The sequence below is a fragment of the Xanthobacter pseudotagetidis genome (assembly GCF_043194795.2).
GTDB classification, from domain to species: Bacteria; Pseudomonadota; Alphaproteobacteria; order Rhizobiales; family Xanthobacteraceae; genus Xanthobacter; species Xanthobacter tagetidis_A.
The window spans coordinates 1,488,297-1,501,384 of sequence record NZ_CM195534.1 but is presented as its reverse complement, the minus strand read 5'-3'; the positions used below and the strand labels follow the sequence as shown (position 1 = coordinate 1,501,384).

Sequence of the window (13,088 nt, the reverse complement as noted above, 5' to 3'; positions counted from 1 at the left end):
CTCCCGAAGGCCAATCTCAACCTGCCGGTCCGAGCGCCCGCCGCAGCACCGCCTTCGCCTTCGCGGTCCAGGGCATGGCCCCTGCGATCTCCCGCTCGAATGTGGTGAAGGCGTCATCGAGCCGAGCCGTCTCGCGCGCTTTCTCTGCCTCCGCGAGGAAGGAGCGGGCGATGCCGGCGTGGGCGAATGCCTTCAGCCGGCCATACCCCATCCCCTGGTCCACGGCGGCGCGGAAATATTCGTGGGTGAGGTCGATGCGCGAGACGCCGGCATCGTCGGTGGCGAGCGTCACCGGCACGCCCACCGACAGGTAGGTATGGATCGGATGGGCGCGGCCGCGCACGCCGAGGATCACGTCGCTGGACGTGAGCGCCACCTCCACGGTGACGCCGCGCCGCGCCATCTCGGCCAGCAGGCCGTCCATGTCGCGCTCGAAGGCGATGGCCGTGCCGTGACCGATGCGGCGGGCGCCGGCCACCTCGACCGCGGCGCGGATGTGGAAGTCGAGGTCGTCGGGCGGCACGAGGCCGAGCCACAGCTCGCCCGCATGCAGCGCCACCGGCACATCCACGCCGGCGAGGAAGCCGATCCAGCCCATGTGGGCGCGGTAGTCCCGCCGGGCGACCAGGAAGTCCTCCGGCCCCACATAATTGATGCCGGCGACCACGGACGGCAGCGCGCGGGCCAGAGCCACGGACAGCGCGGTCTGCGCGAACACCTCGGCGGGCGGCCCGTTGCGGTTGACCTGGGCGATGTAGCGGAAAGCGACGCCGCAACCGGGCCTGGCAGCGCCGCCGCCGCAGGCGCGCAGCGCGTCGATGCGGGCGACCAGGGCGGTCAGGTCGCGTGCCCGGGCGGCGACGAGATCGGCGAGCCCGTTGTCCTTCAGCGCCGCGAGCAGCACGGCGGGGTCGGCTTCGGTCACGGGCCGGTCGCCGGCGGCACGGGTGACGAACTGCGCCATGCGGCGGCGATCGTCGCCCTCGAACAGGGTCGCCATCAGCTCGGCATACTGGACGTTCTCGGCGTCGTACTGCCGGAGCTGGTCCAGCGTCATCTCGGCGGCGCGCGCCAGGGTCTGCTCCCAGTCGGCGCCGCCGGTGGCGGCGTTGAAGCGCGAGAAGGTGCCGAAGAACTGGTCGTGGCCGGACGGCACCGCCGGGGTCGGCAGGAACCAGCGCATGGAGAAGGCATTGACAATCTGGTCGTAGGTGCCCTGCCCGCGCCAGCCGGCGATCGCCTCCGCCACCGGAACGAGCGCCGGGTCCGGTCCGCAAGGCACGCCCAGCGCGGCGCCGGTCGGCGGCGGCACGAAGGTCATGTCGGCCTTGCGCAGGCACAGCCCGTCGGCCGCCGCGAAGGCGATCAAGCGCTCGGCATAGACCGCGCCCGACAGGTGCATGTGCAGGTCCGCGCCCTTCGGCATGCGAGCGAGGAACGCACGCAGGCGCGGCAGGTCGTCCTTCAGCGTCTCGAGCCGGGCGGCGGCGGCAAGGCCAGGAAGGTCCTGCGCCACCACCAGGATGCGGACCGAAAACACGGCAGCCACGAGAAGAAGGGCGGCAATCCAGATACGGCGTCGCAAGCTCGGGCTCCACAAAGAATCGGCCGAGCCTAGCCCAGCGCGCCGCGGGCGGGAACGGCGCCCCCGCGGTGCAAGCGGCATGGCAGCTACCGCTTGGCCCGTCTCGCCCAGCTCCACGGCGCCGAGATCACCCTGGAGGAGTTGCTGGACGCCCTCGCCTACGGATGCCCCTGGAGGGACCCGCAGCGCCGCCCGCCGCGAAAGTACCAGGCGAAATGCGGTGCGCGGTTCACGGACCTCCGGCCAGGAGCACCACGCCCTCCCGACCTGCCGCCCGCCTTCGTCGCGCTCCGCGTCATTCCAGGCAGGAGGACCGGCACCGAATGGAACCCAGCCGGGCAAAATCGAGAAGCCTGCGGCAGACCGGGTGAATCCTCGGCCACCCCCCGTAACGTCCTGTGAGTAGTAGCGACGCTTCGTCGTTGAGACGTGTCGTCCTAATTTGACGATACGTCCTTTTTTGGCTGTCAGGGCCGCCACCCGGCCCCCCGGCCTAGACTTCGCCCACGGGCGCCTTTGGAGTCACTGGCGGGCGAACAAACGTTCATCCCTACTTCCATTCATTCCAGACGCTTCCGCGCCGATATTCGCCTCAGACGCCGACCACGAGGCACCGAGATGGAAACCGCAGCAGCCCGGCCGACCTTCGCATGGGTGCTGGAGAACGGCGGCAACGTGATTGCCGCACACTGGCTGGTTCACCTGCCCGAAGGCAGGGTGATGGACTTCAGCGCACGACTCCCCGTGTGGCTCGGGGCTGTTACCGGGGCAGACGCCCGTGCCGTGGCGCCCGTGATCCATATGCGTCCCGCCTATCGGCCGAGGGGAGCCCGCAAGTACATGTTGAAGGGCATCGAGCCCGGCATTGCACGGTGCTATGGCATCCGCCCCGAGGACCAGGGAACCGTGGACGGCAAAAGAACTGGCGTTAGCCAGAGCCTATGCCCTTCCACCAAGCGGCGCCTGCGGGAAGAGGGCCGGCACTCCGTTGGCCGCGGTAAGTGATGGGAACCGAAGGACTCTCTTATGCGCCCGTGGGCGAGACTGAAAAAGCCGGACGCAACTGCACACTTGGCAAGTGCAGCGTCGAGGCGCGCGGGTCGAAGTCCGACCCGAGCCAGGGCACGGACATTCGGCGACCGATCGGGCCGGCGCGGCTGGCGGCGGGCACGAAATTCTGGCACCACGGCGGGAGCGAGACGTTCCATCCCCTAGGGCGGCGCCCATGGCCATGAAGATCGACCTCAACGCCATGCTGCTGTTCTACGAGGTCGCCAATGCCGGCAGCCTGACCAAGGCGGCGCAGAAGCTCGACCTGCCGAAATCCACGCTTAGCCGGAAGATCGCCCACCTGGAGGACCAGATGGGGGTGCACCTGCTCAAGCGGGGCAACCGCAAGATCACGGTCACGGATGCCGGTCGCGCCCTCGCCCACCATTGCGAGCGCATCTCCTCCGAGATCGAGGATGCGGGACTGTTCGCCCACAGCCTCCAGACCGAGCTGCGCGGCAAGCTGCACGTCTCCATGCCGATCGACTTCGGCATCTCCTGGCTCAGCCGCGCCATCGGCGCGTTCGCCATGAAGTATCCCGACATCCATCTCGACATCGAGGTGAGCGGGCGCTGGGTGGACGTGAACGAGGACCGCTGCGACGTTGCCATCCATCTCGGCCGCATCAAGAACTCGCAGGTGCCGGTGCGCCGCCTCGCGCGCGTCACCCGCGGCGTCTATGCGAGCCCAGATTATGTGCGACGGCGCGGCGAGCCGACCACCATCGAGGAGTTCGCGGGCCACAACTGCATCGTCACCGATCACCAGCGGAGCGAAGGGGTCTGGACGTTCCAGAGCCGCAACGGAGACCGCGCCGTGGCGGTGGAGGGCCACGTCACGGTCAACAATATCGGCGTCGCCCGCGAGCTCATCATCAAAGGGGTGGGCATCGGCATCCTGCCCAACATCATGTGCCGCAACGATGTGAAGGCGGGCCGGCTGGTGCCGCTTCTGGCCGACTGGGAGAGCCCGGCGCTGGAGGTCTCCGCCACTTTCCTCGGCCGGCGCAGGACGCCGCGCATGGTGCGGGTGTTCCTGGATTTCATCGCCGAGAGCCTGGGCGAGGAGGCGTGAGCGGGTCGCATATCGTTCCAATTATGGAACGATATGGGCACGCATATGCGCTGGATCGGGCACGCCCCTCCCCCTAGCATCCTGGTGCGAGAAGACCGGCGGCAGCCCGGTCGCTCGATGGGAAACGCACAACGAGCGCGCCGACGCCACCGGTCCCGACGGGGCTGCGTGGGGTGACGGACGCGCCATGCCTGGGAGGGCAAGGTGGTCGCACATCTCTCACGCCGCACGTTCCTCGAAGCATCCTTGGGCGCATCCTTTGGCGCCGCGCTCGCAGGCGGGGCCGCCGGCCTCGCCACGCCGGCCTTCGCGCAGGCCGCGGCGCCGGTGCGCTGGGCCTCGCTGGCGCCCGGCTTCACCATCCTCGTGGTGCAGTACATCCTCGCCCAGAAGCTGGCCGAGAAGCATGGCGTGCCGCTCGCACCGCCCACCCAGTACACGGCGGTCTCCACCTATTACAACGACTTCGCCGCCGGCAATTACGACGTCTGCATCGGCAGCTGGGACACCTTCGCCTCGCGCCAGCAGGCCGGCGTGCCGATCGAGATGCTGTGCTCGATCACGACGGCGGACATGATCTACATCGTCACCGGCGATCCGGCGCTCAAGGACGTGGCGGGCCTCAAGGGCAGGACGCTGGCCGCCGCCCAGTCCACCGGCACCTTCCGCATGGTGGCCGCGCTCATCAAGGAACTGAACGGCATCGAGCTGGGCAAGGACGTGACCATCCAGGGGGTCGACAATCCTGCCGCCGCCATGACGCTGGTAATGGCGAACCGCGCCGAGGCCGGCCTGTCCTGGGAGCCCAACGTCACCGCCGCGCTCATGCGCGACAGCAAGCTCAAGCCGCTGTTCAACGCCGGCGAGGCCTATCGCAAGGCGACCTCCCTCGATCTGCCCTATTTCGGCGTCGCGGTGCGCCGGGAGCTTGCGGAGAAGAGCCCGGACATGGCGAAGCGCGTGCGCGCCATGTTCGAGGAGTGCCTCCAGCGCATCAATGCCGCTCCGAAGGAAGCGGTCGCCATCGCCGGCCAGAATTCCGGCTTCTCGCCCGAGGTGCTCGCCGAGGCCATCACCTCGCGCAGGCTGCGTTTCCAGTTCGGCTCCATGGCGAGCGCGCAGGGCCGCTCCGAGATCGTCAAGGCGAGCGAGTTCCTCGCCCGCAACGGCCTGTTGCAGAGGCCTGTCGACGACGCCTTCTTCTTCAAGGGCTGAGACCGGCGCCGGCGGTCGCTTCGCCGGCCGCCGCCGCTTCCAAGCACAAGAGGTGGCCGGCAAAGGCCACCACCGACGCAACGACAAGCGAGGACGCGCCTTGACCTCCACCCATCCGACCATGCCGCGCGCCATTGCGCCGCCGCGGGCCCCCATGACGGAGCGCCGCCGCGAGACCATCGCCACCGTCGTGGTGGTGACCGGCCTCGTGATCCTCATGGAGGTGCTCAGCCGCTTCGTGCCGGACTACGTGATGCCCTCGCCCGCCATGGTGCTGAAGGCGGCGCGGGAAATCTTCTTCTCCGACACCAGCCACGTCTTCATCACGCTGGCGCGCCTCACGGCGGCGGTGGCGGCGTCCATGCTGCTGGGGCTGATCCTCGGCCTCGTCATGGGCATGAAGCCGAAGCTGCGGCCCTATCTGCGCTCGCTGGTGGTGATCGACACCGGCATCCCGGCGCTCTCCTGGATGCTGATCGCGGTGTTCTGGTTCAAGGACCCGGAAGTCCGCATCTTCTTCATCCTGTGCGTGATCATCATCCCGTTCTACGCGCTGAACATCTATGACGGCATCCGCGCCTTGCCGAAGGAGCTCATCGACATGATCGAGAGCTTCCGCCCCTCGCGCTGGCACGTCATGCGGTACCTCATCATCCCGCACATCGTGCCGTACGTGTTCCTCACCACCAAGTCGGTGATCGGCTACGCCATCCGCATGGTGGTGTTCGCGGAACTGGTCGCCTCCGCGGCCGGCATCGGCTCGCGCATGAACCTCGCCCAGTCCACCTTCCGCATCGATCAGGTGTTCGCCTGGACCTTCTTCCTGGTGGCGCTGAACATCGTGCTGCAGGTCGCGATCTCGGCCATCGAGAAGGTGGCGCTCAAGTGGCGCCCGGAGGTGAGCGTCCGATGATCCAGGACATCGCCATGATCAAAAGCGCGACCGCCGCGGCGCACCCGCCCTCGGTAAGGCTCCACCAGGTCTACAAGGCCTTCGGCGGCAAGACGGTGGTGGACGACCTCTCCATCGACGTCGCCCACGGCGAGATCGTCGCTTTGCTCGGGCGCACCGGCGCCGGCAAGAGCACGGTGCTGAACCTCGTCCTCGGCACGCTGACGCCGGACAGCGGCACGGTGCGCGTCGCCGGGCTCGACCCCAACGCCAACTTCCTCGGCCTGCGCGGCAAGCTCGCCGTGAGCTTCCAGACCGACCGTCTCCTGCCCTGGCGCACGGCGGTGGAGAATGTGGAGCTCGGCCTGCTCATCCTCGGCCGCAGCAAGGACGAGGCGCGCGCCACCGCCCTCTCCTGGCTGGAGCGGGTGAAGCTCGGCGATGCCGCCGACAAGTATGCCCACGAGCTTTCGGGCGGCATGCGCCAGCGCGTCTCGCTCGCCCGCGCGCTGGCGGTGGACCCGGAGATCGTGCTGCTGGACGAGAGCTTCAGTCAGCTCGACCACGTGACCTCGCGGGCGCTGCGCGCCGACTTCCACCGCATCGCGCGGGAATTCACCAAGACCTGCCTCCTGGTCACTCACCGCATCGAGGACGCCCTCGACATGGCGGACCGGGTGCTGGTGCTCGGCGCGCCCGCGCGCATCCAGCTGGAGCTGACGCTCACCGACCGGGAGCGCCGCGATGAGCAGCTGCGCGCCCGTCTCCACGACGAGATCGCCGCCGCCCTCGGCGGGGAGGAGCACCCGGCCGATCCGGGCTGATCCCCCACGCCCTCCCCCTTTTCGATCCGCGCGCGGCCGGCCGGCGCGGCAGCCGAGCCCTGTTCATCCGGAGTAAGCCCATGTCCCACGAAGATATTCTGGTCGCCCGCCGGGACGCGACCGTCGAGATCACCATCAACCGGCCGGAGAAGCTGAACGCGCTGCGCGAGCAGACGGCAAGCGAGATCCTCGACGTGCTCGCGGAGGCCGAGTTCGATCGCTCGGTGCGCGCCGTGGTGCTCGCCGGCAACGAGAAGGCGTTCTGCACCGGCATCGACACCAGCGAGTTCCAGATCAAGGAGAACGAGTATTTCGAGTTCTACCGCTTCCGGAAGCGCGCGCGGAAGGTGAACCGCCTGTTCCAGGAGGTGGCCGCCTTCACCAAGCCGGTGATCGTGGCGGTGGAGAGCTTCGCGCTCGGCGGCGGGCTCGAGCTGGCGCTCACCGCCGACATCGTGGTGGCCGGCGCCAAGGCGAAGTTCGGCCTGCCCGAGTGCAAGCTCGGCCTCATGCCCGGGGGCGGCGGCACCCAGACCCTGCCGCGCCTCATCGGCCCGCAGCTCGCCAAGGACCTGATCTGGACCGGGAGGCGCATCGACGCCGCCGAGGCTGAGCGCCTGCGCCTCGTCACCTATGTCACGGAGCAGGGCGCGGCGCTGGCGAAGGCGCACGATGTGGCGGCCTCCATCGCCGCCAACGCGCCGCTCTCGGTGATGTTCTCCAAGGCGGCCATCGACCGCGGCGCCGACATGCCGCTCGCCGAGGGCTTCGCCACCGAAGCCGACCTCTCCTTCTACCTCTACTTCTCGCGGGACCGGAACGAGGGGCTCGCCGCCTTCCGCGAGAAGCGCGCCCCCAACTTCCAAGGCGAATGAGACCGACCATGAGCAAGCGTGACATCGTCATCGCGGGGTATTCGGAGACCCGCATCGACTTCAAGAGCGGCCGCAGCGCCTACGACCTCGCCGGCGAGGCGCTCTCCGACCTCCTCACCGCCACGGGCGTGGACAAGAACCGGATCGACGGCCTGTCCGTCACCGCGCCCCTGAGCGAGGCGCCGAATCCATTCTACGCAGTCTACATGACCGAGGCGCTCGGTCTCACGCCCACCTGGCTGAACTTCGGCGCCATCGGCGGCTGCTCGGCCACGGGCGGCGTGGCGCGCGCCGCCGCCGCCATCCGTGACGGCGCCTGCGAGGTGGCCGTGGTGCTCTCCTCCGACGCACCCTCGACCTCCTGGCGCGCCAATTACGGCGCCTATCGCAGCGAGTTCCAGGACCCGCCGGGCGTCCAGGGCCCGCCCGCCTCCTTCGGCCTGCTGATCTCCCGCTACATCCATCAGTACGGACTGAAGGACGAGGCTCTGGGCAAGATCGCCGTCACCCAGCGCGCCCAGGCGCTGATGAACGACAACGCCTATTCCAAGTTCAAGAAGCCCCTGACCATGGAGGACTACTACGCCTCGCGCGTGGTCTCCGATCCGCTGCGGCTGCTCGACTGCGTGATGTTCTGCGACGGCGCCAACGCCTTCCTCGTCACCTCCGAGAAGACGGCGCGGGAGATGGGCCTTCAGAAGATGGTCTATCCGACCGCCTTCGCCGAGGTCACCAACTTCAACGGCGCTGACATGCTCGCCGACGTCACCGAGAGCGGCTTCGCGAAGATCTCCGGCACCGTGTTCGGCAAGACCGGGCTGAAGCCGAAGGACATCCGCATGTTCCAGCCCTATGACGACTTCACCATCGCCGTGCTGATGCAGCTGGAGCAGTTCGGCTTCTGCAAGCGCGGCGAGGGCTCGGACTTCATCCTCGACACCGACCTCTCCCACACCGGCGGACTGCCCACCAACACCGGCGGCGGGCAGATCTCCGCCGGCCAGCCGGGCCTCGCCTCCGGCGGCCTGAACCTCGCCGAGGCCGTGCGCCAGATGTTCGGCGAAGGCGGCGCGCGCCAGGTGCGCGAGCCGAAGAACGCGCTCGTCACCGGCATCGGCGTCATCCCCTACGCGCGGAACTGGGGCACCAGCGCCGCCATGATCCTGGAGGCCTGAACCATGAGCGAGGCGAAGACCGCAAGCGCCGCGAAGCCCGACAGCACGGCCAAGGCCGAGAGCCCGAAGCCAAGCCGGCCCGCTCCCAAGCCCAACGTCTATGTGGACACCCAGCCGTTCTGGGACGGGGCGCGGGAAGGCAAGCTGATGATGCAGTATTGCACCGAGACCGGCCGCTTCCAGCACTATCCCCGCCCGGTGAGCGTGTTCACCGGCAGAAGAACGCTGGAATGGCGCGAGGTGTCGGGCAACGGCACCATCTATGCCTGCACCACGGTGCGCATTCCCGGCCCCGGCGTCGAGGGGCGCCTGCCGCTGCCGGTCGCCACCGTGGAGCTGGACGAGGGCGTGCGCCTCATCGCCAACATCCTCGGCTGCGCGCCGGAGGAGATGGCGATCGGAAAAAGGGTGACGCTCGCCTTCGACCATTTCGACGACGGCACTCCCTATCCGGCGTTCCGGCTCGTGGACAACGCGAGGTGATGCGATGCGGCTCGAGGTCTTCATCGAGGCCCATGCCCTCAGGCGGCCGGACCATCCGGCCGTCATCTGCGGCGGCGAGCGGCTGACCTACGGCCAGCTTCAGGCACGCATCACCGCCTTGGCAGGCGCCATGAGCGCGCGGGGGGTCCGGCCGGGAGACCGCGTGCTGCTCTATCTCTCCAACGGCACCGCGTTCGTGGAGCTGACCTTCGCGGCCCTGTCGCTCGGCGCCATCGTGGTGCCGGCGACCACCCGCCTGACCGATACCGAGGTGGCCTATATCGCCGCCGATGCCGAGCCGCGCCTCGTCGCGCACGACGGCGCCGGAACCGGGCTCGATCTGGTGCGCCGCGCGGCGGAAGGGGCGATCTTCCTTTCGGCCGGCGCTGCCACCGGGGGGGACGAGCGGCTGGAGGACTGGCGCGCCGAGCCGGTGATGCTGCGGCCGGACGTGCCGGTGGAATGGCTCGACGCCATGATCATGTACACCTCCGGCACCACCGGCCGGCCCAAGGGCGCGTTGCTGACCCACGCCAACATCATCACCAACCATCATTTCGTGAACGGGCTCGAATGGGGGCTCGCCGCGGACGACGTGTTCCTGGTCTCCACGCCCCTCGCCCACCGCACCGGGTTCGCCCGGCTCGCCAACGCGCTCACGGTGGGCGGCACGCTGGTGGTGATGGAGAAGTTCGACCCCGCGGCGACCCTCGACATCATCGCCCGCGAGAAGGTGAGCGTCGCCGGCATGGTGCCCACCATCTGCCGCATGATGCTGCCGGCCATCGCCGCAGCTCCGCACAAGTGCGCGAGCCTGAGGCGCATCGTCGTCACCGGCGAGGCGTTCCCGGTGGAGCTGAAGCAGCAGCTCATCGGGCTCCTGCCCCATGTGCGGCTGTTCTCCTTCTTCGCCATGACGGAAGCCGGCGCCATCACCGGGCTCGACCACGAGGAGCAGTTCACCCATCCCGCCTCGGTGGGCCGGCCGACGCCGGGCGTCGAGGTGAAGCTGGTGGACGCGGAAGGCGCCCATGTGCCGGATGGCGAGGTGGGCGAGATCGCGGTGCGCACCGGCGCGCCGGGCCAATCCCTCACGTTGCGCGGCTATTTCCGCCGGCCCAAGGAGACCGCCGAGACCATCCGCGACGGCTGGGTCCATACCGGCGACATGGCGCGGCGCGACGCCGACGGCTTCCTCTACATCGTCGACCGCAAGAAGGACATGGTGCTGTCCGGCGGCTTCAACATCTACACCAAGGAGGTGGAGCAGACGCTGATCGCCCACCCCTCGGTCGCCGATGCGGCGGTGGTCGGCATCCCGGACGCCATCTATGGCGAGGCGGTGGTGGCGTTCGTGGAGCCCCGGGCCGGCCAGGAGCCGAGCGAGGAGGCGCTGATCGCCCACTGCCGCACGCTCATCGCCGGCTACAAGAAGCCGAAGCGCGTGCTGTTCGTGGAGCAATTGCCGCGCAACGCGCTCGGCAAGGTGCTGAAGACCGAGCTGCGCCGGCAGGCTGTGGAGCGCTGCGGCGCCCCCGGCACCGGCAAGGCCGCGTCCTGAGGCCGCCATGCTGCGCCCCGAGACCGATGCCGAGCAGGCATTCCGCGCCGAGGTGAGGGCCTTCCTCGCCGCCGCCATCCCCGACCACCTGCGGGATCTCACCTTCCGCGCCCCGCCGGAAGCGTGCATGCCCTGGTACCGGGCGCTGTCGCGCCGCGGCTGGATCGCGCCGCACTGGCCGAAGGCATTCGGCGGCATGGCGGCGAGCCCGGTGGAGCAGGTGATCCTGCTGGAGGAGATGGCGCGCGCCGGCTCCCCGGACATCCCCACCCAGGGCATCAACCATATCGGCCCGCTGCTGATGCATTTCGGCAGCCCGGCGCAGCAGGCGCGGCACCTGCCACCCATCCTCACGGGCGCCGTCATCTGGTGCCAGGGTTATTCGGAGCCGGGCGCCGGCTCCGACCTTGCGGCGCTGCGAACCTCCGCGCGCCGGGACGGCGAGGAGCTGGTGGTGAACGGCCACAAGATATGGACCACCTGGGGCCACCATGCCCACTGGATGTTCGCGCTGGTGCGCACATCGAGCGCAGACAAGCCCCGCGATGGGATCAGCTTCGTCCTGATCGACCTGTCGAGCCCCGGCATCACCCGCCGGCCGATCCGCAACATCGCCAATGACGATGAGTTCTGCGAGGTGTTCCTCGATGAGGTTCGGGTGCCTCTGGAGAATGTCGTGGGCGCCCTCGACGACGGCTGGCGGGTCGCCACCGCTTTGCTTGACCGCGAGCGCATCCAGCTCGGCGCGCCAGCCCAGGCGCTGCGGGCCCTGGAGCGGGTGCGGCGCCTTGCACCTCTCGCGGACGCCGCGCTTGCCGGCCGCATCGCCGAAGCGGAGCTTGCGGTGGAGGTTCTCACCGCCGCCTTCCTCGACGCCGCCGAACGCTTCGCCTCGGGCGAGGATCCGGGCGCGGAAAGCTCCTATCTCAAGATCCTCTCCACGGAGACCACGCAGGCCGTGCTCGATATCGCCCAGGAGATCGCCGGGCCGCTGATGGCGGTGCGCGATCCGGTACGCCTCGGCAACCAGGTGGTGGATGTGAGCGAGATGTTCCTCCAGGCCCGCCGGCTCTCCATTTATGGCGGCTCGAACGAAATCCAGCGCTCGATCCTGGCGGACCGGGTGCTGGGTCTGAGGCGGGAGGCGCGCTGATGCCGTCAGAGACCGAAACGATGCTCGCCGCCGCGGCCGCCGACCTGCTCGACGGCGCGGGCGGCGTGGCCCGCGCCCGCGCCTGGCGCGATGGCGGCGGCGCGCTCGACCGCGACGTGTGGGGCCGCATGGCCGAGATGGGCTGGTTCTCGCTGCTGCTGCCGGAGGCCCATGGCGGGCTCGGCCTGCCGGCCGGCGAGGCGTTGGCCTTCCTGGAGGAGATCGGCGCGCGGATCGCGCCCGAGCCGGTGGTGGCGGGCATCGCCGCCCTGCCGCTGCTCGCCGCCTGCGGCACCGGGGCCGCAGGCGCGCTGCTGGAGCGGGCGGCAGGCGGCGCCGCGATCATCTGCGCCGATTCGGCAGAGGAGGCCGAGGGCGGGCCAGGATCGCAGTCCCAGGTCCTCGCCCTGGCGCCGGCGGACGTGGACGTCGCCATCGCCTTCGACGTCCGGGGCCGGCGGCTCCTCGCCCTCGATCCGGCGGAGGCCCGCGCTGTTGCAACCGTCGACGGCGGCGCTCTCGCCTTCCTCGCGGACGGTCCTGGGGCGGTCGTCATCGCCGAAGGCGCGACGGCGGCGACGGCCTTCTCGCAGGCGAGCGACACCCTGCGGCTCGGCCATGCCGCCGAGCTTTGCGGGCTCATGTCGCGCGCGCTCGACATGACGCTCGACTACATGCGGCTGCGCCGGCAGTTCGGCCAGCCCATCGGCGCGTTCCAGGCGCTCCAGCACCGTGCCGCCACGCATTTCGTGGACGTGACGGCGACCCGCGCCCTGGTGCGCGAGGCCGGGCGGGCCTTCGGCACGCCCAAGCAGGCGGGCGCGGCGGCCGCGGCCAAGGCGGCGGCGGGCACGGCGGCGCTCCGGGTGCTGAAGGACTGCATCCAGCTGCACGGCGCCATCGGCTTCGCCGACGAGCACGACATCGGCCTCTATCTGAGGCGCGCCATGGTGCTGGCAGCTTCCGCCGGCACGCCCGGCGCCTGCCGCGCCCTGTTCGGGACGGCGCGCGCCGCGGAGCTGTCGGCCCCCACACTGCGCCAGGCCGGCTGAGCCTCAAACGCAGGCGGCAACGCCGCCGCCAGGGTTCAACCTGCCACCGGAGCTCGGCATTCCGGCCGCTTCACGCGCGAGCTGATCCGCCCCCTCCCCCCTTCCCCCGATGGGAAGAAGGGGGCGGCCCGGCGCGGGCGAGCCGCGC

At 69.7% G+C, this 13,088-nt stretch carries 12 protein-coding genes; 11 read left to right on the top strand and 1 reads right to left on the bottom strand.

Annotated features, from left to right (window positions below; all coding sequences use genetic code 11):
- Positions 1 to 16: 16 nt before the first annotated feature.
- Positions 17 to 1,585: an adenosine deaminase gene (locus V5F67_RS06875; RefSeq protein ID WP_394019828.1), complete on the bottom strand. Its 1,569-nt coding sequence runs from the start codon at positions 1,583 to 1,585 to the stop codon at positions 17 to 19.
- Between the two features lie 618 nt (positions 1,586 to 2,203).
- Here V5F67_RS06875 and V5F67_RS06870 point away from each other — a divergent pair.
- From V5F67_RS06870 to V5F67_RS06820, 11 genes are all read left to right on the top strand, one after another.
- Complete coding sequence (locus V5F67_RS06870) at positions 2,204 to 2,590, top strand: hypothetical protein (protein ID WP_394019830.1); 387 nt, start codon at positions 2,204 to 2,206, stop codon at positions 2,588 to 2,590.
- Between the two features lie 220 nt (positions 2,591 to 2,810).
- Positions 2,811 to 3,710 (top strand): LysR family transcriptional regulator, encoded by a 900-nt coding sequence (locus V5F67_RS06865; RefSeq protein WP_394019832.1) that lies wholly within the window; start codon positions 2,811 to 2,813, stop codon positions 3,708 to 3,710.
- A 246-nt stretch (positions 3,711 to 3,956) separates the two neighbouring features.
- Positions 3,957 to 4,925, top strand: a complete 969-nt coding sequence (locus tag V5F67_RS06860; protein ID WP_394019834.1) for an ABC transporter substrate-binding protein — start codon at positions 3,957 to 3,959, stop codon at positions 4,923 to 4,925.
- A gap of 154 nt (positions 4,926 to 5,079) precedes the next feature.
- Complete coding sequence (locus tag V5F67_RS06855; RefSeq protein ID WP_394019836.1) at positions 5,080 to 5,838, top strand: ABC transporter permease; 759 nt, start codon at positions 5,080 to 5,082, stop codon at positions 5,836 to 5,838.
- Positions 5,839 to 5,852: 14 nt separating this feature from the next.
- The gene (locus V5F67_RS06850; protein WP_394019838.1) at positions 5,853 to 6,641 is read left to right on the top strand and encodes an ABC transporter ATP-binding protein; all 789 of its coding nucleotides are present in this window, start codon (positions 5,853 to 5,855) and stop codon (positions 6,639 to 6,641) included.
- 80 nt (positions 6,642 to 6,721) lie between these two features.
- The gene (locus tag V5F67_RS06845) at positions 6,722 to 7,516 is read left to right on the top strand and encodes an enoyl-CoA hydratase/isomerase family protein (protein ID WP_394019840.1); all 795 of its coding nucleotides are present in this window, start codon (positions 6,722 to 6,724) and stop codon (positions 7,514 to 7,516) included.
- 8 nt (positions 7,517 to 7,524) lie between these two features.
- Positions 7,525 to 8,691: a thiolase family protein gene (locus tag V5F67_RS06840; protein ID WP_394019842.1), complete on the top strand. Its 1,167-nt coding sequence runs from the start codon at positions 7,525 to 7,527 to the stop codon at positions 8,689 to 8,691.
- Positions 8,692 to 8,694: 3 nt separating this feature from the next.
- On the top strand, positions 8,695 to 9,174 hold the full coding sequence (locus V5F67_RS06835) for a Zn-ribbon domain-containing OB-fold protein (RefSeq protein ID WP_394019844.1): 480 nt from the start codon (positions 8,695 to 8,697) through the stop codon (positions 9,172 to 9,174).
- Between the two features lie 4 nt (positions 9,175 to 9,178).
- Positions 9,179 to 10,735, top strand: coding sequence for a class I adenylate-forming enzyme family protein (locus tag V5F67_RS06830; protein ID WP_394019846.1), 1,557 nt, complete (start codon positions 9,179 to 9,181; stop codon positions 10,733 to 10,735).
- A gap of 7 nt (positions 10,736 to 10,742) precedes the next feature.
- Positions 10,743 to 11,888, top strand: a complete 1,146-nt coding sequence (locus V5F67_RS06825) for an acyl-CoA dehydrogenase family protein (protein WP_394019848.1) — start codon at positions 10,743 to 10,745, stop codon at positions 11,886 to 11,888.
- Positions 11,888 to 12,940 carry an acyl-CoA dehydrogenase family protein gene (locus V5F67_RS06820; protein WP_394019850.1) on the top strand — a complete coding sequence of 351 codons (1,053 nt, stop codon included), beginning with the start codon at positions 11,888 to 11,890 and terminating at the stop codon, positions 12,938 to 12,940. The genes V5F67_RS06825 and V5F67_RS06820 overlap by 1 nt, the downstream gene beginning before the upstream one ends.
- The last annotated feature ends 148 nt before the right edge of the window (positions 12,941 to 13,088 follow it).

What these genes read in the sequence shown, in the direction of transcription:
- V5F67_RS06845 (WP_394019840.1), top strand. Translation starts at nt 6,722, where the DNA reads ATGTCCCACGAAGATATTCTGGTCGCCCGCCGGGACGCGACCGTCGAG.
- V5F67_RS06820 (WP_394019850.1), top strand. Translation starts at nt 11,888, where the DNA reads ATGCCGTCAGAGACCGAAACGATGCTCGCCGCCGCGGCCGCCGACCTG.
- V5F67_RS06840 (WP_394019842.1), top strand. Translation starts at nt 7,525, where the DNA reads ATGAGCAAGCGTGACATCGTCATCGCGGGGTATTCGGAGACCCGCATC.
- V5F67_RS06825 (WP_394019848.1), top strand. Translation starts at nt 10,743, where the DNA reads ATGCTGCGCCCCGAGACCGATGCCGAGCAGGCATTCCGCGCCGAGGTG.
- V5F67_RS06835 (WP_394019844.1), top strand. Translation starts at nt 8,695, where the DNA reads ATGAGCGAGGCGAAGACCGCAAGCGCCGCGAAGCCCGACAGCACGGCC.
- V5F67_RS06870 (WP_394019830.1), top strand. Translation starts at nt 2,204, where the DNA reads ATGGAAACCGCAGCAGCCCGGCCGACCTTCGCATGGGTGCTGGAGAAC.
- V5F67_RS06850 (WP_394019838.1), top strand. Translation starts at nt 5,853, where the DNA reads ATGATCAAAAGCGCGACCGCCGCGGCGCACCCGCCCTCGGTAAGGCTC.
- V5F67_RS06855 (WP_394019836.1), top strand. Translation starts at nt 5,080, where the DNA reads ATGACGGAGCGCCGCCGCGAGACCATCGCCACCGTCGTGGTGGTGACC.
- V5F67_RS06830 (WP_394019846.1), top strand. Translation starts at nt 9,179, where the DNA reads ATGCGGCTCGAGGTCTTCATCGAGGCCCATGCCCTCAGGCGGCCGGAC.
- V5F67_RS06865 (WP_394019832.1), top strand. Translation starts at nt 2,811, where the DNA reads ATGGCCATGAAGATCGACCTCAACGCCATGCTGCTGTTCTACGAGGTC.